The following is a 20,622-nucleotide window of genomic DNA, read 5'->3' as shown; positions in this document are numbered from 1 at the left end:
ATGAAAAGCGGGATTACCCCGCTTTTCTTATTTATTATACTTTTTCTGTTAAGTGGACACGACCTGTAGTGCTTTTGACAGTGTATCTACAAAATTAATCTGCCTGCCTTTGTTGCTCTCATAAATAAAATCAGTAATACTTGTGGAGGTGTAAGCATCAAAGTTTCCTATAATCGCCAAACGCAAGCGATAATTAGAAAATTTCTGTAAAATATCTCCTGCAAGTTTATTTTTTAAGTCAAAAAAAGACGGTGTCAGATTTTTCTGATACAAGATAACGGCATCAAAACTGTCGTAGTAGAGGTTTCCAACCAAATCAACAGCATCTTCGAGAGAAGCAATAACCACTCCCTCTGCGATAACTTCTGCTATTTTATATTCATTTACGGTATGTATTGTAATATCCATTTTTCACTTTTTTAGATTCAGGTCACTCTTTTCCTGTAAAAATAATTTTATTTCCAAACGGGTCAATCACTTCAACAAGATAAAGTTTAGAATCCCAAAAGGCCTTTTGAATACCGGGCTTGTTATACTTATAGTCTTTTTGAAGCAATGCGGCATGATATTTTATTAATGAAGGTACATTTTCAATATGTATTTTAGCGCCTGGTGAGCAATCGCCATGGTGCTCCGACAAATGTATTTCTACACCCTGCCCCTGAATTCTGAGATAAAGCGGAAAATTTTCACCAAAACGGTGTTCCCCCACAACTTCAAATCCAAGCCAGCCACAGTAAAAATCGATCGCTTTCTGATGATCAAAAATTCTAAAAACCGGTTTTATGGTTTGCATATCTTTTCCTTTTTATCCGACAGCTGTACAGATTTCAATGAGAAATCCGTCGATATCTCTTATATAAGCAACTGTTTGTCCCCATGGTTTTTGTTTTGGTTCTTCCACAATCTGTGCTCCATACTGCAATGCCTGTTGTATCGTTTCTGCTACTGCATCAGTTACAAATCCCAATTCGATTGCAAAAGGCTTTTGTTCTAAACTACTTTCTGTAAAGCCTTGTTTCAGATTGCCGGATGCAAGTGTTATAGACGCAAATGCAATCGACGTATTTCCGGTAAACAACTCTCCATAATCCTTATCAGGAGTTATAAATTTTCTTTCAAAACCAAAGGCTTTTTCATAAAAAACAATCGATTTTTCTACATCGGCTACATATAGAATGGTATAGGCAAATTGTATTTTCATAAGTATTTTTTTAAATGATTTATGCTATTCTATTTCGGGACCATGAAACTACTTTTACACCTTTCGAGTACTGCATACTATGAATATTATTTTCTTCTAATACCATATTTCCCAAATCATATCGGACGTTTATTTTTTGAGGCTGCAATTGACGGAGTTCCCATTCTTTGTGGTGAATTTCATAACGGTACAATTTTTCATCCAAATCCAGATACAGACAATACCGTTCGGTTACCCAGAGATCAAATGCTTTTTTTTCGACAATTGGAGAACCAACTTTAAAATCAATTTCAAAAGTAAAATTTTTAACCGGTTGCTGTGAACGGTAATATCCTTCTTTTCGCTGCATATCGGATTTTTCATAAGGCAGTCCCGACAACATTCTGGCAACCCAGACTGCAAACGTTTTCTCTGCTTCTATATTGATAAAGTAGACGCCTTTTTTTCCTTCTTTTTCAACATACGTCCGCACGTTGATTTCATGAAAATCGGATACAAATGACAGAGATGGTAAATATCTCGGGCGTATTTTCTGCATCGTAAATGCTACAACAGATATAAAATAAACTCCGTCAAAAGAATCGAGTGCCAAACGCTCCGGCACATGTTTTCTCAAAAGTTCAAAAGGTATCTCAAAATGTAAAAAAACAGCCTCATTCCATTCCTGATAATATACCCAGGGTTTCTGAGGCATCGGCCACGGTCTGTGATCTGTTTTTTGTAACATGTCCTGAATTTCTCGCATTTTTAAACAAGGCTGTCTTTTTTATGAGCCACAATAGAATAAACCATCGGTATTTTATTATCCAGATGACTGATGCGATATTTTCCCGGAGAAAACTCTACTGTATGTTCAAAACAATTATAGGGTGAATAATCATATTCATCCAATGCTTTTATTTCAAGCTGGTTTTTGAGCAGACTGTTTACTACTTCACTCATGCTATGATTCCACATCACATATTGCTGATTAATAGCAGCATCACGGTCTGCATAAGTTCCGTTTTCTGTTTCTATTATAGCGCCGGAATTGAAATAACGATACCCGATCTTATCAAATTTTTCATCAAACATCCATACAACAGGATGAAATTCTACAAAAACAAATTGCCCTTGTGGTTTAAGAAAATGTGCTATAATTTTTGCCCACCGATCCAGATCCGGTAACCACCCAATCACTCCATAACTGGTAAAAACAATATCAAACTGACCTGATAAATGATCGGGAAGATCGTATAAATCACAGCAGATAAAATCTGCATGAACCCCCATCTTTTGAGATAATTTCCGGGCTTCATCAATCGCTTTATCTGAAAGATCTACTCCGGTTACTGTAGCACCAAGCCGCGCAAGTGAAAGCGTATCCTGACCGAAATGACATTGCAGATGTAATATTTTTTTCCCTTTCAAATCGCCTAATAACGACATTTCAATACTCTGTAATGAGGACTTGCCTTTTAGAAATCCTGCTACATCATAAAACTCCGATTTTAAGTGTGCATCAGTACGATTGTTCCACGATTCCTTATTAATATTGATATAATTTTCTGAATTCATCCTGTTCGTTTTTAAGTCTGATGTATTGCTATTTTTGTTTTTTTAATGATTCTTTTCGGCTTAAAATTGTCTGTCTTTTTATATCAAAAAATTTCAACATAACACGGATCAATAACTACTGTAAAAAGACAACATAAATCTAATCATATTTTAACTAGAAAAAAACCTATTTGATTGTTCTTTACAAGACATAATAAATAATTTGTTTGGATCACTATTGCCATATAACACAAGAATTAACAAATAAAAATTGTCATTTTATACAGCCGTCAGATCCTTTCAGGGCTTGTAAACTCCGTTAAAAAGAACTACCCGCCATCTATCAGGATCTTCATACGTTTCACTTTTTCCTTTCCAGTAAGGGTTTTCCGGAGCTACAGGATGGTAATTCATATCTTGCAATCGCTTATTTGCGAGTTCATATTTTAAAGGATCGTCAAAATACAACACCAATAAATTTTCTTTTGTTGGCTCCGGCAGAGGTGCTGCATCAACATGCTGTGTAAATTCTAAATGATGTTGGCTGCCAGGCAAGCCTAACATAAGACCGTCATAACCGTCATGACCCGAAAAAGAACCCAATTCCTCCAGTCCGATTCCTTCTTTATAAAAACGGCTGACTTCTGATAGGTTATGCGTAGGTCTGGCGATTCTGAATTGTACCGCTTCTATTGTAGGATTTCTTTTAATTTCTTTTAGTTCACTTTTACAGGAAGCCGTTAATAATAAGAGCCCCAGGCTTGTTAAAGGTAAAATACTTCGTTTCATCTTCTTCTTTTTTAATGTTGTAATGATAGGGCAAAGGTCAAAAAGAAGCTGTTTCAGTACAAGAGCGATTTTACCTATTAAAGAACCAATTTTACCGTTTGTTGCGATATTGGCCTGGAGATTGGGCTTTTATATTTTTAAAAAAACGGGAAAAGTGAGAAGCACTGTCAAAACGCAGCAAGTCGGCTATTTCTTTGATACTGCTGGCAGAATAATTAAGCAATAATTCCGCTTCCAATACAATCCGCTTGTGAATGATATGAATTGCCGAACCTCCCGTTTGTTCTTTTACACACTGGCTGAGATATTTTGGAGTAATAAAAAGCAGATCGGCATATTCTTTTACTGTTTTAAGTTCTCGAAATTTAAGATCCACCAGTTTTCGGAATTCATAAACAATCTGATACGGTCTGTTGATATTTTTCTGTGAGTTTAATAAACAAATTTCACAGACGCGATTATAATCATACAAAATCTGTAAGAGATAAAGTCGTATCATTTCAAGGTAAAAAGGAGATTCTTTTCCGGCTTCCTTTTCTATCCCGGTAAATTTATAATACAGACTTGTAAAAAGTAAAGGCTCCACTTCAAACACAGGTGGATATTCCTGATTTATGTATAGAAGTTCATCGATTATCTCAGCTGTTATCGCTCCTTTTTTTAGAAAATCTGGTGTAAAAACAACTATATATGCCTCAAAATCATCTGTAAGATGTTCCATTTTACAAATGGTATCCGGCGGAAGGATAGAAATGGAATGTTGGTTTAGCTCAAATACATGATGTGCCGCTCCAAGCGTTGCTTTGCCTTTTATACCCAGTAAAATAGTGTAGAAGTCAAATTTTGAAACAGCTATACCCGGAAAGTGATTGTCTATTTTTTGAGTATACAGATCTATCTCTTCAATCTGTCTGGTGTGCTGCTGATTGAAATGATGCTGTACAAAATGATGTATAGTAATCTGTGTTTCCAACAATAACTATTTTATCCGATGTTTTCTGAAGCAACAGTAAATCCTAAAAACTCTTCTTGAAGTCCGTTTACTATTTCTGTTTTTTCAGATACAAATCCATTATTAATTAATATCTTTCTGGATGCTGTATTTTTCGGATCTATGATCGCCGTGATTTTCTTAGTGGTCTTTTCTGCAAACACATAATCCATGAGCTTTTTAGCAACTGTACTTCCGATTCCTTTTCCCCAGTATTCCGGTAACAACATATAGCCCAACTCTGTTTCTGATGCATCCTTTGTAAGAATTTCCATTTTAGCTAAACCAATAAAAGAACCTGATTTCTTTTCCGTTATTTTATAATACCCCAAAACAGGATGTAATTCATTTTTTCGCAATACAGTATCATATCTTTCCCTGGCTTCCGAAAGTAATAATGCTCTTTCAGTTATCATCTGCATTACTTGTTCATTACCTACTAACAGATAATATAACTCAAAATCTTCTGCTTCAAATTTCGTTAAGCCTATTTGGTAAGTTATTTTCATTTCAGGTTTATTAAATATGGCTGCTGTTTTTATCATTTTTTTTCTGCAGTTCCGAAAAAACAGAGATCATCTGCAGCTCCGTTTCCATTTTTCAGCAAGTCTATCAAATGTAAGTAAAAGCTATGGATCCATGAAAGTAATTTTTTTTATTTCTTATATGTTGGTACCAGATTGCGTATCTTTAGCCAAAGAACTACAAATCGATCTGCAGTTATCAATCTCTCTTTAAAAAAAGCTCCATGAAATATCAATTATACAGGGAACAACAATTGCAATGCACAATAGAAAATGCCTGGAATTTCTTTGCAGCTGCCAAAAATATTTTTAAGATTACTCCAGAAGAAATGCATTTCAAATTGTTGAGCTCTTTAGAAAACGACATTATTTGTGAAGGAATGACGATCGACTATTCTGTTGCTCCGTTATTTGGTATTCCTTTGAGATGGACGACAGAAATACTGGAAGTAGTTCACCAAAAAAGCTTTACGGATATTCAGAAAAGAGGACCTTATAAAATATGGCACCATCGTCATGACTTTATTGCAAATGAAAACGGTGTGCTGATGATAGATACTGTTGATTATGAGCTTCCGCTGGGAAAACTGGGAGACTGGATGCATCATCTAATTGTAAAAGATAAAATTACAGATCTGTTTGAGTACAGACAAAACAAAATCCACAACATTTTAGACCTATAACCTCTGCCGTTATAATTGTTTATGATTGTAGTCATAAACCAGTTAATTCCGGCGTAGTACCTTTGTATTCAAATCACGAAATAATGAATACAGACACCGCCATCAGAAAACAGGTACTAACTCGCCAAGATCTCTTTTTCATTGTGGACGCTTTTTATAAAGAAGTCCGTAAAGACGAAGTACTCGGACCTATGTTTAATGCGACGATTCATGACTGGGAACAGCATCTGGAAAAAATCACTGATTTCTGGTCCAATCAGATTTTTGACACACGTGTGTACAAAGGACATCCGATGGAAGCTCATGTAGAGTTTGATAAAAAGATGCACTACAGCATCACCCCAACGCATTTTGGCACCTGGCTTTTTTATTGGTTAAATACCATCAACACCTATTATGAAGGTGCAAATGCAGAACTTTTAAAAGAAAGAGCCAGAAAAATGCAGACGGTTTTGTATCTCAAGATATTTGAACACCGTCCTCAAAAATCACACAACAAATTGGATGAGCCTTCTTAAGCTTATTTCACTCACTTAAATAATATAAAACTCAAACTAAACTACGGAAATCTGAAGAAGATTTCTTTTGTGATTCCTACCCATGTTTACAAAAATTCACGTCTCAAAATCCAATTTTATCTGGATTAAGTGGACAAAAATCATGATCTGTTCCTTATTACTGGGGTTTACAGCCTCCCTTTTTGCACTAATTTTTAAGCACGTAACAGAGAACTACGAGCATTTACTGTACAATCGTGCATTGCACGCTCCTGCTCTGTTTTTTATTCTTCCGTTTATCGGACTGACGGTGATCTATTTTCTAAGGCTATATGTTTTCAAAAACCGTAAAAATAAAGGAATATCAGAAGTACTCGAAGCCGTTTATGTAAAAAAGAAACTGCCTGCCTTCAAAATTCCGTCTCATTTCATCAATGGCTTTTTAACCGTTATTTTTGGTGGCGCAACCGGTATTGAAGTATCTACCGTTGTATCTACCGCTACAATGGGAGAACTGGCTTCTACTAAAGATACTATTTTCAAAAAATACAAAAGTGAATTTATAGGAGGTGCTATTGCAGCCGGAGTAGCAGTACTTTTTCACAGTCCGCTGGGCGGTTTGTTTTTTTCTCTGGAAAATATCGTACGTCATAAGAAGAAAACAAATGAATTTTTTGTCATTCATCTCGCCAGTATTCTGATGTCTTTCGGAATTCTTTTTCTGTTTGATGAAGAGCCTTTATTTGCGACCTCCATTACAAACTGGAATTATTCTGCGCTTCCCTATTTGTTACTGTTGGCAGTAACCGCTTCTGTATATGCTGTTTTTTTAACAAAAACAGTTATTCTTATAAAAGGCAAATGGCTGCAATCGGCAAAACCCTTTCTTCAGGTAACAACGGGTGCAGCCCTTTTGGGAATTGTTTTATTGTTTCAGAATGGATTGTATGGAGACGGTTATCACACCATTAAAAGCTTTTTACATATGGACAACAGCCTTTTACTAACCTACTCTCTGCTCAGTTTGGGGCTTTTATTAGTTATTAAACCTATCATCACAGCGGTCACTCTAAGCAGTGGCGGAGATGGTGGCGTATTTGCACCAAGTATTTTTGCAGGAGCCATTTTAGGATTATTCATAGGGATTCTTACAAAAAACTATTTCAATCCGGATGTTTATCTGCTGAATTTTATGATCGTTGGTGTAGCCGTAACTCTGAGTGCTACACTACATGCACCACTGACCGCAGTTTTTCTGGTATGTGGTATCTTTAATTCCTATATTTTATTATTACCGTTGCTGCTATTCACCTTTATCAGTAAATATGTATCGAAAAAAGTGTATCCGTACACGGTATATACCTATTCATTTCGTTTGCAAAAACAGAAAGATTAAAAAAAACAGAAAGGAGATAAAACAACTATCTCCTTTTTGTTTCTATCCTGTTCTTTTTTATTCATCTGCTGCTTTAAGCAATGCAGCAATATCAAATTTTTTCATTTGCATAAAAGCCTTCATAACTTTAGGCGCTTTTTCAGGATCGCTCATAAGACTTCCCAAAACAGCCGGAACCACCTGCCACCAGACACCAAAAGCATCCTGACACCAACCGCAGTTGCTTTCTGATCCATCTTCAGTAATATTAAGCCAGTAAAAATCAATTTCCTCCTGCGTATCACATGTAATGACGAATGAAACACCTTCATTAAATTCAAAATCATGCTGGGCACCACTGTCCATAAATGCCAGATGCGTGCCTGCAATATCCAGCTCAGCATATTTAATATTTCCGGTAACCTCCCCTTCTCCGTCTTCATATTCTGAAACTGTGATAATTGTAGCATCGGCAAACAGGGAACTGTAAAAGTCCATTGCCTTTCTGGCATTTCCATTCTGCTGACCGGTAAATAACAATGAAGGAACTACTTTCGGTTTTTGCACGTTACTTTTATCTGATAAAAGCTGCCACGAAACACCATAGCGGTCTTCTACCCAACCGTAGCGCTCAGCCCACGGATATTGGTCAAGCGGCATTCTTATAATACCATCTTCTGAAAGCAACTGCCAGGCGTTATTTAGTTCTTCTTCAGAAGCGCAGTGTACAAAAAAGGAAATTGACGGATTGGGCTGAAATTGAGGTCCTCCGTTCAGTCCCATAAATTGCTGCCCTTTTACCGAAAACGTTACTACCATAGGAGTACAAGTCATGACTTCAGTTTCTGTAAAAGCCCGTGCATATAAATGGGCTGCTGCTTCCGCATTGCCATCAAACCAGATACAGGGATAAATTTCTTTTTTCATATCCGTAGTTTATTGTTGTGGCATGGCACTCATGTCCATATAGAAAACTTCCCAAAGATGCCCGTCCAAATCTTCAATACTGCGCTGCTGCATAAAACCAAGATCCTGTGGTTCCATCGTTTCTTTACCGCCTGCTGCAACTGCTTTTTCAACAAATGCATTTACCTTATCCATATTTTCCATAGAGAGCGAATGTATCACCAAAGCTGTTTTTCTCGCATCTGCCATAGGTCTGTTGATGAATTCTTTAAATTTATCATGGGTGAGCAGCATCACAAAAATTTCATTGCTATACACCATACAAGCTGCTGTATGATCGGTAAAATCCGGATTGTTGGTAAAACCGATAGCCGTGTAAAAAGCAATAGCTTTTGGTAGATCCGCTACGGGAAGATTAATAAAAACCTGTGTACTCATATCTTTATTTTTTTAGAATTATTTTTCGTTACGTAAAAAGGTCATTTAATAGTCAAAAGCCCCTTTTCTGAGATTTATTCCATATTCTGAATACGCCTTCAGGCATGCCAGAAAATTCGCCCAGCCTTCCGTATTTTCTTTGAGCCACTTGATACCAGCTTCATCATTATGCCGGCCCTTTTCAGTAACAGTTACTATGGTAGCTGCGTCCTTTCCTGTTTCAAAAACCATTTCAACAAGAGTAGCTTCTGATTCTGTTCCCCAGGAAAAAGAGATCAATTCAAACGGAATCACCTCTTTTACTTCTACCGGGCAGGCTTCTTCAAATTCCGGAAAATACCAGACCAGACTTTTTCCGGATTCCATCTTTCCTGAACTTTTTGCAATAAAGTAATGGGTCATTTTTTCCGGATCCGTTATGGCCTCAAATACTTCGTTCAAAGGCTTTAGTATCTTTATTTTTGCCTTGATGGATAGATTATCGATACTCATATTTCGCATATTTGTTTTAATTTATTAAGCGCTTTGGGCCAGGTTTTCTCAAAATAGTCTTCATATTCTTCCGGAGTGTCCGTTGTCACATATACATGTGTAGCATTTCCTTCGCTTTCAAAACGATACGATTCGCAAGCACCGATCCATTTCTCAATATCAGCTCCTTCTGTCCGCTCCTTACCATTTTCAATCACCCCATCATATTCGATGACAATCTCTTCATTCGGAACATGTATTTTTATATGACCTGACATGCCTTCTTTTTTACCTTCTTTACTGATGCCTACAAAAGCAATTTTTGCTCCCTGCTCCCATGATCCTTCATAAAATGAACCCGGATTAAACTCATAAGTCCATTGTTGATATGAGTCTTTATCCAGCATTACTTTACTTACTTTTTCAGCGGGTGCATCAATTATGATTTCAAAATAAAGTCTTTTCATAATTAGTGATTTTCAGTATATGATTTAAAACTGTCCAAAATAGCCTGCCATCCCTGTTGCTGCATGGTTTCAGGATTTTGCTTTTCTGCTTCAAAAGCGATTTTCATCAGCGTTCTATTAAGCGTTTCCGCTACAAATTCTACTACAGCTTTGCGTCCGTCGTCCAGCGAATAAGCAATTTTTTCATGAAGAATAACCGTATCGTATGTTCCTGAAAAATCAAAAGAGAAAGTACCATCTTTTGCTGCCATGGTATGCTTAAAACGTCCGCCTTTTTTGAGATCATTCTCTGAAAACGGACAGTGCCAGTCAGGTGACGCCTGATTCCAGAGTACAATGTGTTCCGGACTATTATAAAGAAGCCATACCTTCTCTAAAGGGGCTTCGATTGTATTGGATATATGAATTTTATTATCTTTCATCTTTTCTCTATTGATCTGATTCATTAAAAGAAATCATCCACTGTATCTCAAACTGGTCTTTAAGACAGCCGAAATAATCGCCCCAAAACATATCTTCCATAGGCATTTCAACCACACCGTTTTGAGAAAGCTTCTCAAATAGTTGATCTGCTTCATTTCTGCTTTCGGTATGCAGGCATATATAATAATTATTGCCTGGAATCAGACGTTGTCCAGAGCTTTCCATAATATCAGAAGCCATGAGCACATTGTTTTTCCCGATTGGCAGCGAAACATGCATCACACAGTTCTGCTCCTTCTCCGGTAATTCTTTTCCTGCAGGAGTATCTTTCATTTTCTGTATAAAAAGTTCTCCTCCAAAAACAGATTGATAAAAACGGAATGCTTTTTCGGCATTACCGTTAAAATTCAAATAAGTGTTTATTCTTGCCATACTATTTTTTTTGTTGATTAAAAAAATTGATTTTTTAAGGCCGGTCTGCGCAAAAGAAGTCCTGCCCAAAGAACGATTCCTACATACACCGGAAAAAGGGTATGGCTAAACCACGGTTGTTCTAATCGAACGTGTGTAGCCACAGCGCCTCCCAGATAGGCTGTAAGTAAAACAGCGCCTGTAAGTGACGTTTTGGGAAAAGCATAAAGAAGAGTACTTATGAGTAACACTACCCCAAGGCCTGTAAGTACACTTTCGGGATATCCCAGCTCTACAGTAGCTTTAATTACTTCATCTGGTTGTACCAGCTTACCAATGCCATCAAATAATAAAAAGAGAATAACCAGACCGCTGAGAATCCAGCCGATTGTCCGGTGCGTTTTTGAAGGTTGCAGATATGGTTCCATATTGTTGATTGATTATATAGTGATCTTATCAAAATTATCACAAACCATTATCAATCTACTTGCCCTATGGCAAGAAATGAAATCAATTGTCTTTCAACAAATCTTTTCGTATACGACTCAGTGAAGTATCCGTTATTCCGAGATACGTAGCAATATGTTTTAAAGGTGCCTGTTGCAGTATTTGCGGATGCTGTTCTTGCAGAGTAATATAGCGTTGCGCTGCAGAATCTGTAATCATCGCAATGGAACGCTGCTTGTGTTGAAATAGACTTTCTGACATCCAAGCTCTGCCCCACTCATTGAGCCCTTTTATGGAATGATACAATTCCTGAAAAACGTCTAATCCGATTGCGTAACAAACCCCGTCTGTAAGAGCCTGAAAATGTTCTACTGTTGGAACTCTTGTAAAAAGTGAAACCACATCTATTGCTATTTCATTGACTCCCGTAAAGCCTGTAGTAATATCATTTCCATCATAATCATATACAAAGGAGCGGATCAGACCGTCTTCTACACACCAGTAGTTATTGGCAACCTGACCTTTTTTGAGAAAAAAATCACCTTTTTTGAATACCACTTTTTCATGGGCATTAAAAATAATCTGGCGATCTGAATCTGTAAGCAAGGGGTTTTGATATAGTTTTTCTAATGACAACATCGGATAAAAGCTTTTTTTGGTTTATTAAAAATAGGAATAAGATTGTTGCGGGCAAAATAAATACATCATGAATTATAGTAAAGTGTTTATTTCAAATGATCAAAAAGAGTTGTAAAAGAGTTCGCTGTACATTCAATAAAAAAAGGGAGTTGCCATGCTTTAGTTTTCTTTGCCTGAGCATTGGTTGCTATATCCCATGGAGCATATATTCGGAATCCACGCTTACCTTTATTTTGAGCCGTAGCAATAAGTCCTTGTTTTTCAAGCACGGATTCGGGCAGTAAAAGAAAACCTTTTTTATGAGCGTCAGCACAAAATAACAAAGCAAAATCAATAGCATCGCTTTTTTCCCAAGGCATTGTTACTCCGCTTTCCGGATTGCGTTTCCAGATTGTAACAAACTGCCCTGATTTTTTTGGAGTCGTTTTTGCAGCGCGGAATCTGATACGGCGTTTATTGAGTAAAAATTCACACGCTTCATACGCTTTACTTTCAGAGTCAAAAGCTATTTCCTGCAAATCAGGTCCGCCATGCTCTAAAATACAGGATCTAAAAAATTCAAAATTCGGATAAAGAGTGGTGGTATTCATAAAGCAATATTAAAAAGTAACTATAAAGGTCAAAAAAGATATTGAGGATTTCTAAAAATAAGAAAAACACCCGATTGCAAAAATCTTGAAAAAAAAGGGAACATCAAATTATATTCTTTTTTATGCAAAGCAATCTTTCCTTATATTTGAGACAAAGCTGTATGATAAGAAAACAGCAAGCCTGTTCCACCTTAAAGAACCTTTCGTATGCAATATTTACTGTTTTTATGGTTTATCTTATTTCCTTTTTCAGGTTTCAGTCAGAATTCTTTTCCCGATTTTCTTCATGGAACATGGAAAACAGAAAACAAACTGCAATTTGAGCATTGGGATCTTTTAAATGAAACTACACTGAAAGGAATCTCTTATGAACTCAGAGGAGGCAATATATATATTATTGAATATCTGGATCTACAGCAGCAAAATCAGGATCTTGTATATACCGCTACAGTAGTCAGACAAAATCAAGGAAAAGAAGTTGCCTTTATCAGGAACCCAAAAGCAGTCGATTATTCTTTTGAAAATTTATCTCATGATTTTCCAAAAAAGATCATATACCAACGTCTTGGTGATTCAGTAATTATGGTAACGGTCACCGATGGAATGAAAAAAACTTTTTCCTATAAGATGTTTAAACAATAAATAACGATACGATGAATTTGTGGGTATTGTATAAAAAAATTCTTGTTTTTGTAAAACCTTACCGTTATCTGGTTTTGGGTACCTTACTGCTTACCTTAATTGGTTCGCTTATGGCACAGGTAAATGCTTATGTATTGCGCTATACAGTAGATGAAGTAAGCCGTTTGCTTGATGAACATAAATCGTTACAAGAGGGAGCCACTTTGCTACTTGCCATCAGTGCCATACTGCTCAGCAAAGAATTGATTTACGCCCTTATACAATTTGGTCAGAAATTTTACGGAACCAAGCTTCGTATATTGATTTCACAGGACATTTCACAGCAGGTAGTCGATAAAATTCTCACCTATAAAATGGCTTTTTACACCTCTTCAGAAAATGAGAGTGGTAAACTGCAAACCCGTATCGATATGGGTATTTCAAGCCTTACACGGCTCGTACAGAATTTCTTTATAGACATATTGCCTTTATTTGCCAACTCTATTATGGCATTGGTACTTATGTTTTCGGCTAACTTTTATGTAGGCATGGTCAGTCTCTGTATCATCCCTATCTATTTTTACATCAGCCAGCTACAAGCCAAAAAACTCAGCGGTTTCAGAAGAAATATGCGCTCTTACAGAGAAACCAAAAACAGTGGCATCATAGGTCTTATTGAGTCGATTACCGTCATCAAATCTTTTGTACGGGAGCCTCTTGAAGCGCAGAAACACAAAGAAATTCAAGACGAGATGACCAGTAATCAGATGAGTACACGTAAGCTTAGCTTCGTATTTGAAAGTATTAAAGGATTTCTGGAGCAAATAGGCGTGGTAGTAATCATTATACTTACTACCTATTTTGTACTCAATGGCAGCATGAGTATCGGAGCCATTATGTTTCACATTATGCTTTTTAACAATGTGTCTGCCCCTATCCGTCAGCTGCATCGTATTTATGACGAAGTAAATGATGCCATGATTTATTCAGAAAGCTTTTTTGAAGTACTCGATGCAGAGCATCAGACAGAATCTTCAGGAACTTATGTACCGGAAAAGATCAAAGGTACCATAACCATGCAGCATGTAGATTTCAGATACCCGGATGGTACCAAAGCTCTGCATGATGTTTCTCTTGTAGTGCCTCACGGAAAAATCACAGCACTGGTTGGATTGAGTGGTGCCGGAAAAAGTACCATCATCAATCTCCTGGATAAATTTTACCAGCCTGCTTCAGGTACCATTACGTTAGACGGTATTGATTTGCAAGAATTTGACACCGAATTTCTGAGAAAAAACACAGGTCTGGTATTGCAAAAGAATCATATTTTTAAAGGAACTATTGCTGAAAACATTCTTTATGGAAACCCGCAGGCAACTATGGAAGATGTTGCAGAAGCGGCTAAAAAAGCCTATATCCATGAACAGATTATGGAACTTCCGAAAGGATATGATGCCCAGGCAAGCCTGCTGTCGGGAGGACAACAGCAACGCATCGCTATTGCAAGGCTGTTCCTTAAAAATCCGCCTATTATATTTTTAGATGAGCCTACAGCAAGTCTGGATGCCATTGCTACAGAACAGATAAAACGCAGTCTCGATGCTATTAAAAAAGACCGCACAGTCATCATCATCTCACACAGTATTTCTCAAATCATTGATGCAGAAAACGTAATTGTTCTCGAAAGAGGAAGGGTTGTTGAGCAGGGAACTCATGAAGAACTGTATCACAACAAAAGTGTTTATTTTGACATCTTTAATGCCATGGCAAGCAGTCTGAATATTGATAAGATTGCGAAAACGGTAGCAGATGAAACTGCTGAACATTAAGCACTGTTATGCTAAAGAGGACAGTCTCTTCCTACAAACCGTCCGTTACCCGATAAAAAAGCAAGCATTTTTTCAATATTGCGATCGACACTTTGCTCGGTTTTGAGAAAGGAAAAATATTTGATGATTTCTTTTTGCAGAGAAGGACTCAGTTTATTAAAAACCGCTGCTTCTGAGGTATTGTTCTTTAAAGCAGTAAGCAGTTTGGGATGTGCGGTAAGTTTTCGTTCTTCTTCATCCCATACAAGAGTCAGCACAATCTCTTCTCCTATTCTTTTGGGCGAGTCTTTTAAAATGATTGTATTGATATACAGCCTCCAGACCCCCTTGTAGCGCACGAGTGTTTGACGAAACGGATGACCGTTAATAGTCCCTTTTACAGGAACAGGTCCTTTGTTTTTGGCAGCTTCCGTAAAAATATCAGCTAATATTTTATCGGGTACATAAACAAAAGGATTGATGCCAATACGGTCAATAATTGCTGAAAATTGATTTTTCAAAATAGGTGGTGTATTTTACAGTCTGATTATGAGTATAAAAGAGGGTAAAGAAAAAACAGACTGTTGGTAATCAACAGCCTGTTTCTATATATTCCTGTTTATGATGGAACTTTTCTTGATTTTTCTCTTTCCCAGATACGGTGTTGCTTCATAACTTCAATAAAGTCTTCTGTAAGCTGATCTGCAGATTCAAAAATAACTCCGGCATCTTTTTCTATAAATGATTTCTTTGCCAGTTCTTCTGCTCCTTTTGCAAAAGATAAAGCTTTGCAATGACGGTATCCTTCATTGATAAAATGAGTATAATCTGGCTCCTGCATTAATGCTTTCACAGAATCTCCGTCCGGTGTATAAAAAGCATCATAGCAAACTGATGCTTCTGTTAGATACGAATGTTGTATCTGCTCTTCTCCGCCTTCCTGATAAGTAAGCTTACCCACTCTGGTTGCGATTAGTACAGCTTCTGCACCTTGTTTTTCAAGTGCCTTTTTCATTTTATCTACCGAAGCCTTACTGACACCATCTGCTACCAAAAAAGCAACTTTACGCGTCGCAATAGTACCTTCACCCTTTTTCACTTTCATACTGAGTGCAGCAGAAGCAGCTACTTCAGGTTTTTTGGGTTGTATCGGATAATCTGCATGGTTTTGTCGGGCAAACATCAGGGTTTTCTCATCGAGCTGTTCCGGTGGGGTAATCCCCAGATTTTCTCCTACCTGTTTTGCAAGTCCTGCATCGATCTGATGCAAAATTGCCAGCTCTCTGGTTCTGATTTCTACTGAGTTTACTTTACTGAGTTCAAAACTGTAAGCATTCACAATATGTGCCTGCTCCTGTGGAGACTGAGAGTTAAAAAACAATCTGGCCTGAGTAAAATGGTCGGCAAAAGATTCTGAACGCTGACGTACTTTACGTGCATCAATACGTTCTTCATGAGACTGAAAACCCTTTTCTCCTTTCAGCATGGCGTGATAAGGACATCCACCGCCAAGGCTGTTGGGAAAATAGCTTACATTTCCTTTAAGAATATCCTGTCTGCCGAAACCGTCTTTCTGATTGTTATTTTTACCGTTAATGGATTTATTGATAGGTATTTCGTGGAAGTTTGGTCCCCCGAGACGATATTGCTGCGTATCAGCGTATGAAAAAATCCGGCCTTGCAATAAGGGATCATTGGTAAAATCTATTCCGGGTACAAGACGTCCCGGATGAAAAGCTGCCTGCTCCGTTTCTGCAAAGAAATTTTCAGGATTTCTGTTCAGTGTCATTGTTCCGATAATTTTTACAGGAACGAGTTCTTCAGGAACAATTTTAGTAGGATCAAGTAAATCAAAAGAATATTTATGTTCATCTTCTTCCGGAATAAGCTGTACCCCAAGATCCCATTGCGGATAATTGCCTTTTTCTATATTTTCCCATAAATCCTGACGATGAAAATCGGAATTAAATCCCGAAATTTTCTGAGCCTCGTTCCACGCTACCGAATGCACACCAAGACGAGGTTTCCAGTGAAATTTCACAAAAGTAGCTTTGCCGTTTTCATTGACAAGTTTAAAGGTATGTACACCAAAGCCTTCCATTGTTCGGAGACTTTTAGGAATAGCACGATCTGACATTGCCCACATGATCATATGCGCTGATTCCGGCATCAGGGAGACAAAATCCCAAAAAGTATCATGCGCAGAAGCTGCCTGTGGTATTTCATTGTTCGGCTCAGGTTTTACAGCATGTATCAGATCCGGAAAATTCATAGAATCCTGGATAAAAAATACAGGAATATTGTTTCCTACCAAATCATAATTACCGTCTTCTGTATAGAATTTAACAGAAAAACCGCGTACATCTCTTGCGAGATCTGTTGACCCCTTAAATCCGGCAACTGTAGAAAAACGGACAAAGACAGGCGTTTTTGTTCCTTTTTGCAAAAACGTAGCACAGGTATATTCAGAAATGTCTTCTTTGGCTTCAAAAATACCGTGTGCACCACTTCCTCTTGCATGTACTACCCTTTCCGGTATACGTTCTCTGTCAAAATGAGCGAGCTTATCCTGAAATATAAAATCTTCCAATAAAGACGGTCCTCGATCACCTGCTTTTAATGTGTTATTGTTGTCATGAACAGAAACACCGTCATTAGTAGTCATTTGCTTTCCTGTATTGTCTACAGTAAACTCTTTTAACTGCTCTTTTTTAGCATTTTCATTTTCTGATGGTTTTTTTTTCTCCATGTTTTTTTATTTTAAATATAAGAAATTTATTTAACCCAATCCTTCAAAAACCTCTTTAAATCCGTTATAAATAAGTTTTATCGTTTCCTTTTTCAACAATACGCTTGACTTGAGTTTGAAATTCATTTAACAGGGAATTTTCAATCTTAAGATTCGCTTAAGATTTATTGATGCCTTTTTATATGTTGCAGTACTGCTCTACTTTTGATAAAAATACTCTCTAATATGAAACGTTTTTTCAGCAACCGCTACCGTCTGCTTTTCTTTTTTTCGGGACTGTTTCTTTTTCTTTCATTTGTGCTGCGAATTGTTTTTACATTCTGGGTATTCAACGATGTTAGCACAAACCTGTATGTATTCTCAAAAACGCTTTTACTTGGCCTATTATATGATATCAGCGTTGTAAGCTGTTTTACACTGCTTTTTACCTTTTATCTTTTGATACTGCCCAACAAATGGGTGGGTTCCCTTTTTGACCGGATAATGGTATACGTTTTTTATGCATTACATCTGCTCATCATCTACTTTGTATTCTTTGCTGAAGTTACCTTTTGGGATGAATTTAAAAGCAGATTCAATTTTATCGCAGTAGACTATTTGATTTATACTTATGAAGTAGTAAAAAACATACAGGAAAGCTATCCTTTGCCTCTGCTTATCGGAGGCATAGCGACAATTACTCTTCTTACAATAATAGCAACAGCACGTTTTAAAGTATTTCGTAAAACATTTGAAAGCCATCCTTCTTTTTATCAAAAAGCAACAATCACACTGCTCAATATAATAATAATGGTAAGCAGTTTGTATTTTCTGACAAACGATAGTAGTAATATCTCTGACAATCGTTACAATAACGAAATCACAAAAGCAGGTATCTTTTCCTTTTTTGCGGCTTTCCGAAACAACCATCTAAAATTTGAAGAACATTACCAAACCATTGATCTAAAAGAAGCGATAACGCTGATCAGAACAGAGCTTACCGATTCAAAAACTTCCTATATAGAAAACAGCAAAAATCCTTTTAGAAGAACGATTACAGACCCGTATCCAGAGAAATTCCAACAACCCAATGTGGTTTTTGTACTGATGGAAAGTATGAGTGCTTCTTTTATGAACCGTTTTGGCAACGAGAAAAATATTACCCCAAACTTAAACGCTCTGGCAGAGCAAGGAATTTTTTTTACTAATATGTTTGCAAACGGTACGCGTACCGTGCGCGGGATGGAAGCCGTAACCTTATCCGTACCTCCTACACCGGGTAACAGCATTGTAAAAAGACCTGACAACCAAAACCTTTACACCATCGGAAATGTATTCCGGGATAAAGGATATCAGACAATGTTTTTTTACGGCGGTGACGGTTATTTTGACAATATGAATTCTTTTTACGGAGGCAACGGATTTGATATCTATGATCGTGGCAGAGGCAGTATCCTCAGCGACAAAATCAAATCGAAACGATACAACATCAGTGATGAAGAAGTAACTTTTGAAAATGCCTGGGGTATCTGTGATGAAGATATTTACGCAAAAGTACTCAAGGAAGCCGATACAAAATATCAACAAAAACAGCCGTTCATGGCTTTTGTGATGACAACTTCCAATCACAAGCCTTATACGTATCCAGCAAACAAAATAGACATTCCCTCCGGAAGTGGCAGAGAGGGTGCGGTTAAGTACGCTGACTTTGCCATAGGAGAACTGATCCGCAACGCCAAACAAAAGCCCTGGTTTAAAAATACGGTGTTTATCTTTATTGCAGACCATTGTGCAAGCAGTGCCGGAAAAAGTGAAATTGATGTAAACAACCACCATATTCCGGCCATTATTTACAATCTGAAAAATGAACCTGCAAGAGAAGTTTCTTTAGAAGTAGCACAGATCGATATTTTTCCTACTTTATTTTCTTTGATGAACTGGAGCTACACCAGCCAGTTTTACGGCAAAGACGTGTTTGACGTGACCTATCATCCTCGTTCTTTTGTGGGTACTTATATCAATTTAGGAATGAAAAAAAATAATGAAGTAGTCATTTTATACAATCAAAAACGCAACGGACAGTATTTGTGGACTCAGTATGATCTGCAGCCTACAAAGGTTTCTCCTGATTTTTTAAACTCAGCGATAGCGAATTATCAGACTGCGGATTATTTATTCAGCCACGGCTTGTTTAGTGAAAAATGAATATCGAGTTCATTATCAACCCCATTGCAGGAAAGGGAAAAGGAAAATACATTGAAGAAAAAATCAAGGCGCATTTCCACGATGGCGATACCGTAAAAATACATTATACAGCTTATCCGGGTCATGCCCTAATCATTACACAGAAAATTCTGCTAAGAGCACCCGATATTATTGTTGCCTGCGGAGGTGACGGTACCGTTAATGAAGTTGCCCATTCCCTTATTCACTCAGCTATTCCTTTGGGCATCATCCCGATCGGATCTGGTAACGGGCTTGCGGCGCATTTAAAAATACCGAAAAATACCGACAAAGCATTGCAATTGCTTAAAAAAGCAAACACTGTAAGCATTGATGCAGGACAGGTTAACCGATATTATTTTTTCAGTAATATGGGACTCGGAATTGATGCCGCCGTTATCGGGCGCTATGAAAAAGTAAAACAACGCAATTTATGGGGCTATATTAAAGCCGGTTTATGGGGTATTCGTAATTACCGTCCTGCCGTTTACAAAGTTGTGTGGGAAGAAAAATTATTAAAGTATCCGTTCTTTTTTCTGTTTTGCTCCAATTCCAATGAAGCCGGCTACGGTATCTCTTTTACACCAAAAGCAAAAATAAATGATGGTTTGCTGGATGTTTTATGCGTAGAATCTCTTACATTTACACAACAGCTTTATTTTTCCCTATTAGTACTGATTCGGAAAATACACACGTACCGAAAAGCAGTAACAGGACAAATTTCATTTCTCGAGATTGAGTCTTCCGAACCGGAACTCCATCTGCAGATAGATGGCGAATACAAAACAATCCGGGAAAATAAAATAAAAATAGCTGTGGTAAAAAATGCTATTACTGTCATAATACCTTAA

Annotated in this window: 27 protein-coding genes; 8 read left to right on the top strand and 19 right to left on the bottom strand. The window is 37.3% G+C overall.

The features are described from left to right. Positions 1-48: 48 nt before the first annotated feature. The 8 genes from QW060_RS01705 to QW060_RS01670 all read right to left on the bottom strand — a co-directional run bounded on the left by QW060_RS01705 (position 49) and on the right by QW060_RS01670 (position 5,065). Entirely contained in the window at positions 49-408 is a 360-nt protein-coding gene (locus QW060_RS01705) for a DUF4180 domain-containing protein (protein ID WP_290361987.1), read from the bottom strand. Between the two features lie 22 nt (positions 409-430). Next, on the bottom strand, positions 431-796 hold the full coding sequence (locus tag QW060_RS01700) for a glyoxalase superfamily protein (RefSeq protein WP_290361986.1): 366 nt from the start codon (positions 794-796) through the stop codon (positions 431-433). 12 nt (positions 797-808) lie between these two features. Continuing rightward, positions 809-1,204 (bottom strand): VOC family protein, encoded by a 396-nt coding sequence (locus QW060_RS01695; protein WP_290361985.1) that lies wholly within the window; start codon positions 1,202-1,204, stop codon positions 809-811. A gap of 19 nt (positions 1,205-1,223) precedes the next feature. Further along, positions 1,224-1,949: a YqjF family protein gene (locus QW060_RS01690; protein ID WP_290361984.1), complete on the bottom strand. Its 726-nt coding sequence runs from the start codon at positions 1,947-1,949 to the stop codon at positions 1,224-1,226. Positions 1,950-1,951: 2 nt separating this feature from the next. Then, complete coding sequence (locus QW060_RS01685; protein WP_290361983.1) at positions 1,952-2,761, bottom strand: class I SAM-dependent methyltransferase; 810 nt, start codon at positions 2,759-2,761, stop codon at positions 1,952-1,954. A 279-nt stretch (positions 2,762-3,040) separates the two neighbouring features. After that, positions 3,041-3,529 carry a VOC family protein gene (locus tag QW060_RS01680; protein WP_290361982.1) on the bottom strand — a complete coding sequence of 163 codons (489 nt, stop codon included), beginning with the start codon at positions 3,527-3,529 and terminating at the stop codon, positions 3,041-3,043. Positions 3,530-3,620: 91 nt separating this feature from the next. Further along, the gene (locus QW060_RS01675; protein ID WP_290361981.1) at positions 3,621-4,502 is read right to left on the bottom strand and encodes an AraC family transcriptional regulator; all 882 of its coding nucleotides are present in this window, start codon (positions 4,500-4,502) and stop codon (positions 3,621-3,623) included. 11 nt (positions 4,503-4,513) lie between these two features. Continuing rightward, on the bottom strand, positions 4,514-5,065 hold the full coding sequence (locus tag QW060_RS01670) for a GNAT family N-acetyltransferase (protein ID WP_290361980.1): 552 nt from the start codon (positions 5,063-5,065) through the stop codon (positions 4,514-4,516). Between QW060_RS01670 and QW060_RS01665 the strand changes: the two genes are divergently transcribed. The 4 genes from QW060_RS01665 to QW060_RS01650 all read left to right on the top strand — a co-directional run bounded on the left by QW060_RS01665 (position 5,046) and on the right by QW060_RS01650 (position 7,620). Next, positions 5,046-5,258: a hypothetical protein gene (locus tag QW060_RS01665; protein ID WP_290361979.1), complete on the top strand. Its 213-nt coding sequence runs from the start codon at positions 5,046-5,048 to the stop codon at positions 5,256-5,258. The two genes, QW060_RS01670 and QW060_RS01665, sit on opposite strands and share 20 nt — an antisense overlap. A 10-nt stretch (positions 5,259-5,268) precedes the next feature. Next, positions 5,269-5,727 carry an SRPBCC family protein gene (locus QW060_RS01660; RefSeq protein WP_290361978.1) on the top strand — a complete coding sequence of 153 codons (459 nt, stop codon included), beginning with the start codon at positions 5,269-5,271 and terminating at the stop codon, positions 5,725-5,727. Positions 5,728-5,810: 83 nt separating this feature from the next. Beyond that, entirely contained in the window at positions 5,811-6,245 is a 435-nt protein-coding gene (locus QW060_RS01655) for a group III truncated hemoglobin (protein WP_290361977.1), read from the top strand. An 82-nt stretch (positions 6,246-6,327) separates the two neighbouring features. Continuing rightward, a complete protein-coding gene (locus QW060_RS01650) occupies positions 6,328-7,620 on the top strand; it encodes a chloride channel protein (protein WP_290361976.1) in 1,293 nt (430 codons plus the stop codon). A gap of 57 nt (positions 7,621-7,677) precedes the next feature. Here the strand turns inward: QW060_RS01650 and QW060_RS01645 are convergent, their stop codons facing one another. The 9 genes from QW060_RS01645 to QW060_RS01605 form a co-directional block, all read right to left on the bottom strand. Next, the gene (locus QW060_RS01645) at positions 7,678-8,526 is read right to left on the bottom strand and encodes a VOC family protein (RefSeq protein WP_290361975.1); all 849 of its coding nucleotides are present in this window, start codon (positions 8,524-8,526) and stop codon (positions 7,678-7,680) included. A gap of 9 nt (positions 8,527-8,535) precedes the next feature. Further along, positions 8,536-8,943, bottom strand: a complete 408-nt coding sequence (locus QW060_RS01640; protein ID WP_290361974.1) for a VOC family protein — start codon at positions 8,941-8,943, stop codon at positions 8,536-8,538. A 45-nt stretch (positions 8,944-8,988) separates the two neighbouring features. Continuing rightward, the gene (locus QW060_RS01635; protein WP_290361973.1) at positions 8,989-9,435 is read right to left on the bottom strand and encodes an SRPBCC domain-containing protein; all 447 of its coding nucleotides are present in this window, start codon (positions 9,433-9,435) and stop codon (positions 8,989-8,991) included. Then, positions 9,432-9,881 (bottom strand): SRPBCC family protein, encoded by a 450-nt coding sequence (locus tag QW060_RS01630; protein WP_290361972.1) that lies wholly within the window; start codon positions 9,879-9,881, stop codon positions 9,432-9,434. The genes QW060_RS01635 and QW060_RS01630 overlap by 4 nt, the downstream gene beginning before the upstream one ends. Before the next feature lie 2 nt (positions 9,882-9,883). Then, complete coding sequence (locus tag QW060_RS01625; RefSeq protein ID WP_290361971.1) at positions 9,884-10,303, bottom strand: SRPBCC domain-containing protein; 420 nt, start codon at positions 10,301-10,303, stop codon at positions 9,884-9,886. Positions 10,304-10,310: 7 nt separating this feature from the next. After that, a complete protein-coding gene (locus QW060_RS01620) occupies positions 10,311-10,736 on the bottom strand; it encodes a VOC family protein (RefSeq protein WP_290361970.1) in 426 nt (141 codons plus the stop codon). Positions 10,737-10,753: 17 nt separating this feature from the next. Continuing rightward, positions 10,754-11,143: a DoxX family protein gene (locus tag QW060_RS01615; RefSeq protein WP_290361969.1), complete on the bottom strand. Its 390-nt coding sequence runs from the start codon at positions 11,141-11,143 to the stop codon at positions 10,754-10,756. Positions 11,144-11,225: 82 nt separating this feature from the next. Then, positions 11,226-11,801 carry a Crp/Fnr family transcriptional regulator gene (locus tag QW060_RS01610; protein WP_290361968.1) on the bottom strand — a complete coding sequence of 192 codons (576 nt, stop codon included), beginning with the start codon at positions 11,799-11,801 and terminating at the stop codon, positions 11,226-11,228. An 86-nt stretch (positions 11,802-11,887) separates the two neighbouring features. After that, complete coding sequence (locus QW060_RS01605) at positions 11,888-12,391, bottom strand: MepB family protein (RefSeq protein ID WP_290361967.1); 504 nt, start codon at positions 12,389-12,391, stop codon at positions 11,888-11,890. 207 nt (positions 12,392-12,598) lie between these two features. Between QW060_RS01605 and QW060_RS01600 the strand changes: the two genes are divergently transcribed. Both QW060_RS01600 and QW060_RS01595 read left to right on the top strand, forming a co-directional pair. Continuing rightward, a complete protein-coding gene (locus tag QW060_RS01600) occupies positions 12,599-13,033 on the top strand; it encodes a DUF6265 family protein (protein WP_290361966.1) in 435 nt (144 codons plus the stop codon). 11 nt (positions 13,034-13,044) lie between these two features. Further along, a complete protein-coding gene (locus QW060_RS01595) occupies positions 13,045-14,841 on the top strand; it encodes an ABC transporter ATP-binding protein (RefSeq protein ID WP_290361965.1) in 1,797 nt (598 codons plus the stop codon). Positions 14,842-14,852: 11 nt separating this feature from the next. Here QW060_RS01595 and QW060_RS01590 read toward each other — a convergent pair whose 3' ends face one another. Together QW060_RS01590 and QW060_RS01585 are read right to left on the bottom strand one after the other, a co-directional pair. Continuing rightward, positions 14,853-15,341: a YdeI/OmpD-associated family protein gene (locus tag QW060_RS01590; RefSeq protein WP_290361964.1), complete on the bottom strand. Its 489-nt coding sequence runs from the start codon at positions 15,339-15,341 to the stop codon at positions 14,853-14,855. Positions 15,342-15,439: 98 nt separating this feature from the next. Continuing rightward, on the bottom strand, positions 15,440-17,569 hold the full coding sequence (locus tag QW060_RS01585) for a catalase (RefSeq protein WP_290361963.1): 2,130 nt from the start codon (positions 17,567-17,569) through the stop codon (positions 15,440-15,442). 225 nt (positions 17,570-17,794) lie between these two features. Here QW060_RS01585 and QW060_RS01580 point away from each other — a divergent pair, with 225 nt between their 5' ends. Continuing rightward, positions 17,795-19,753: an LTA synthase family protein gene (locus QW060_RS01580; protein ID WP_290361962.1), complete on the top strand. Its 1,959-nt coding sequence runs from the start codon at positions 17,795-17,797 to the stop codon at positions 19,751-19,753. Then, on the top strand, positions 19,750-20,622 hold the full coding sequence (locus tag QW060_RS01575; protein WP_290361961.1) for a diacylglycerol/lipid kinase family protein: 873 nt from the start codon (positions 19,750-19,752) through the stop codon (positions 20,620-20,622). Before QW060_RS01580 ends, QW060_RS01575 begins: the two co-directional genes overlap by 4 nt.

The sequence above is a fragment of the Paenimyroides ceti genome, assembly GCF_030409925.1.
Note: the sequence above shows the minus strand (reverse complement) of the source record. Positions and strands in the feature narration are given on the sequence as shown.

What these genes read in the sequence shown, in the direction of transcription:
- QW060_RS01670 (WP_290361980.1), bottom strand. Translation starts at nt 5,065, where the DNA reads ATGATAAAAACAGCAGCCATATTTAATAAACCTGAAATGAAAATAACT.
- QW060_RS01585 (WP_290361963.1), bottom strand. Translation starts at nt 17,569, where the DNA reads ATGGAGAAAAAAAAACCATCAGAAAATGAAAATGCTAAAAAAGAGCAG.
- QW060_RS01575 (WP_290361961.1), top strand. Translation starts at nt 19,750, where the DNA reads ATGAATATCGAGTTCATTATCAACCCCATTGCAGGAAAGGGAAAAGGA.
- QW060_RS01705 (WP_290361987.1), bottom strand. Translation starts at nt 408, where the DNA reads ATGGATATTACAATACATACCGTAAATGAATATAAAATAGCAGAAGTT.
- QW060_RS01610 (WP_290361968.1), bottom strand. Translation starts at nt 11,801, where the DNA reads ATGTTGTCATTAGAAAAACTATATCAAAACCCCTTGCTTACAGATTCA.
- QW060_RS01645 (WP_290361975.1), bottom strand. Translation starts at nt 8,526, where the DNA reads ATGAAAAAAGAAATTTATCCCTGTATCTGGTTTGATGGCAATGCGGAA.
- QW060_RS01595 (WP_290361965.1), top strand. Translation starts at nt 13,045, where the DNA reads ATGAATTTGTGGGTATTGTATAAAAAAATTCTTGTTTTTGTAAAACCT.
- QW060_RS01700 (WP_290361986.1), bottom strand. Translation starts at nt 796, where the DNA reads ATGCAAACCATAAAACCGGTTTTTAGAATTTTTGATCATCAGAAAGCG.
- QW060_RS01690 (WP_290361984.1), bottom strand. Translation starts at nt 1,949, where the DNA reads ATGCGAGAAATTCAGGACATGTTACAAAAAACAGATCACAGACCGTGG.
- QW060_RS01615 (WP_290361969.1), bottom strand. Translation starts at nt 11,143, where the DNA reads ATGGAACCATATCTGCAACCTTCAAAAACGCACCGGACAATCGGCTGG.
- QW060_RS01600 (WP_290361966.1), top strand. Translation starts at nt 12,599, where the DNA reads ATGCAATATTTACTGTTTTTATGGTTTATCTTATTTCCTTTTTCAGGT.
- QW060_RS01680 (WP_290361982.1), bottom strand. Translation starts at nt 3,529, where the DNA reads ATGAAACGAAGTATTTTACCTTTAACAAGCCTGGGGCTCTTATTATTA.
- QW060_RS01640 (WP_290361974.1), bottom strand. Translation starts at nt 8,943, where the DNA reads ATGAGTACACAGGTTTTTATTAATCTTCCCGTAGCGGATCTACCAAAA.
- QW060_RS01625 (WP_290361971.1), bottom strand. Translation starts at nt 10,303, where the DNA reads ATGAAAGATAATAAAATTCATATATCCAATACAATCGAAGCCCCTTTA.
- QW060_RS01660 (WP_290361978.1), top strand. Translation starts at nt 5,269, where the DNA reads ATGAAATATCAATTATACAGGGAACAACAATTGCAATGCACAATAGAA.
- QW060_RS01650 (WP_290361976.1), top strand. Translation starts at nt 6,328, where the DNA reads ATGTTTACAAAAATTCACGTCTCAAAATCCAATTTTATCTGGATTAAG.
- QW060_RS01635 (WP_290361973.1), bottom strand. Translation starts at nt 9,435, where the DNA reads ATGAGTATCGATAATCTATCCATCAAGGCAAAAATAAAGATACTAAAG.
- QW060_RS01605 (WP_290361967.1), bottom strand. Translation starts at nt 12,391, where the DNA reads ATGAATACCACCACTCTTTATCCGAATTTTGAATTTTTTAGATCCTGT.
- QW060_RS01695 (WP_290361985.1), bottom strand. Translation starts at nt 1,204, where the DNA reads ATGAAAATACAATTTGCCTATACCATTCTATATGTAGCCGATGTAGAA.
- QW060_RS01630 (WP_290361972.1), bottom strand. Translation starts at nt 9,881, where the DNA reads ATGAAAAGACTTTATTTTGAAATCATAATTGATGCACCCGCTGAAAAA.
- QW060_RS01620 (WP_290361970.1), bottom strand. Translation starts at nt 10,736, where the DNA reads ATGGCAAGAATAAACACTTATTTGAATTTTAACGGTAATGCCGAAAAA.
- QW060_RS01685 (WP_290361983.1), bottom strand. Translation starts at nt 2,761, where the DNA reads ATGAATTCAGAAAATTATATCAATATTAATAAGGAATCGTGGAACAAT.
- QW060_RS01655 (WP_290361977.1), top strand. Translation starts at nt 5,811, where the DNA reads ATGAATACAGACACCGCCATCAGAAAACAGGTACTAACTCGCCAAGAT.
- QW060_RS01665 (WP_290361979.1), top strand. Translation starts at nt 5,046, where the DNA reads ATGGCTGCTGTTTTTATCATTTTTTTTCTGCAGTTCCGAAAAAACAGA.
- QW060_RS01580 (WP_290361962.1), top strand. Translation starts at nt 17,795, where the DNA reads ATGAAACGTTTTTTCAGCAACCGCTACCGTCTGCTTTTCTTTTTTTCG.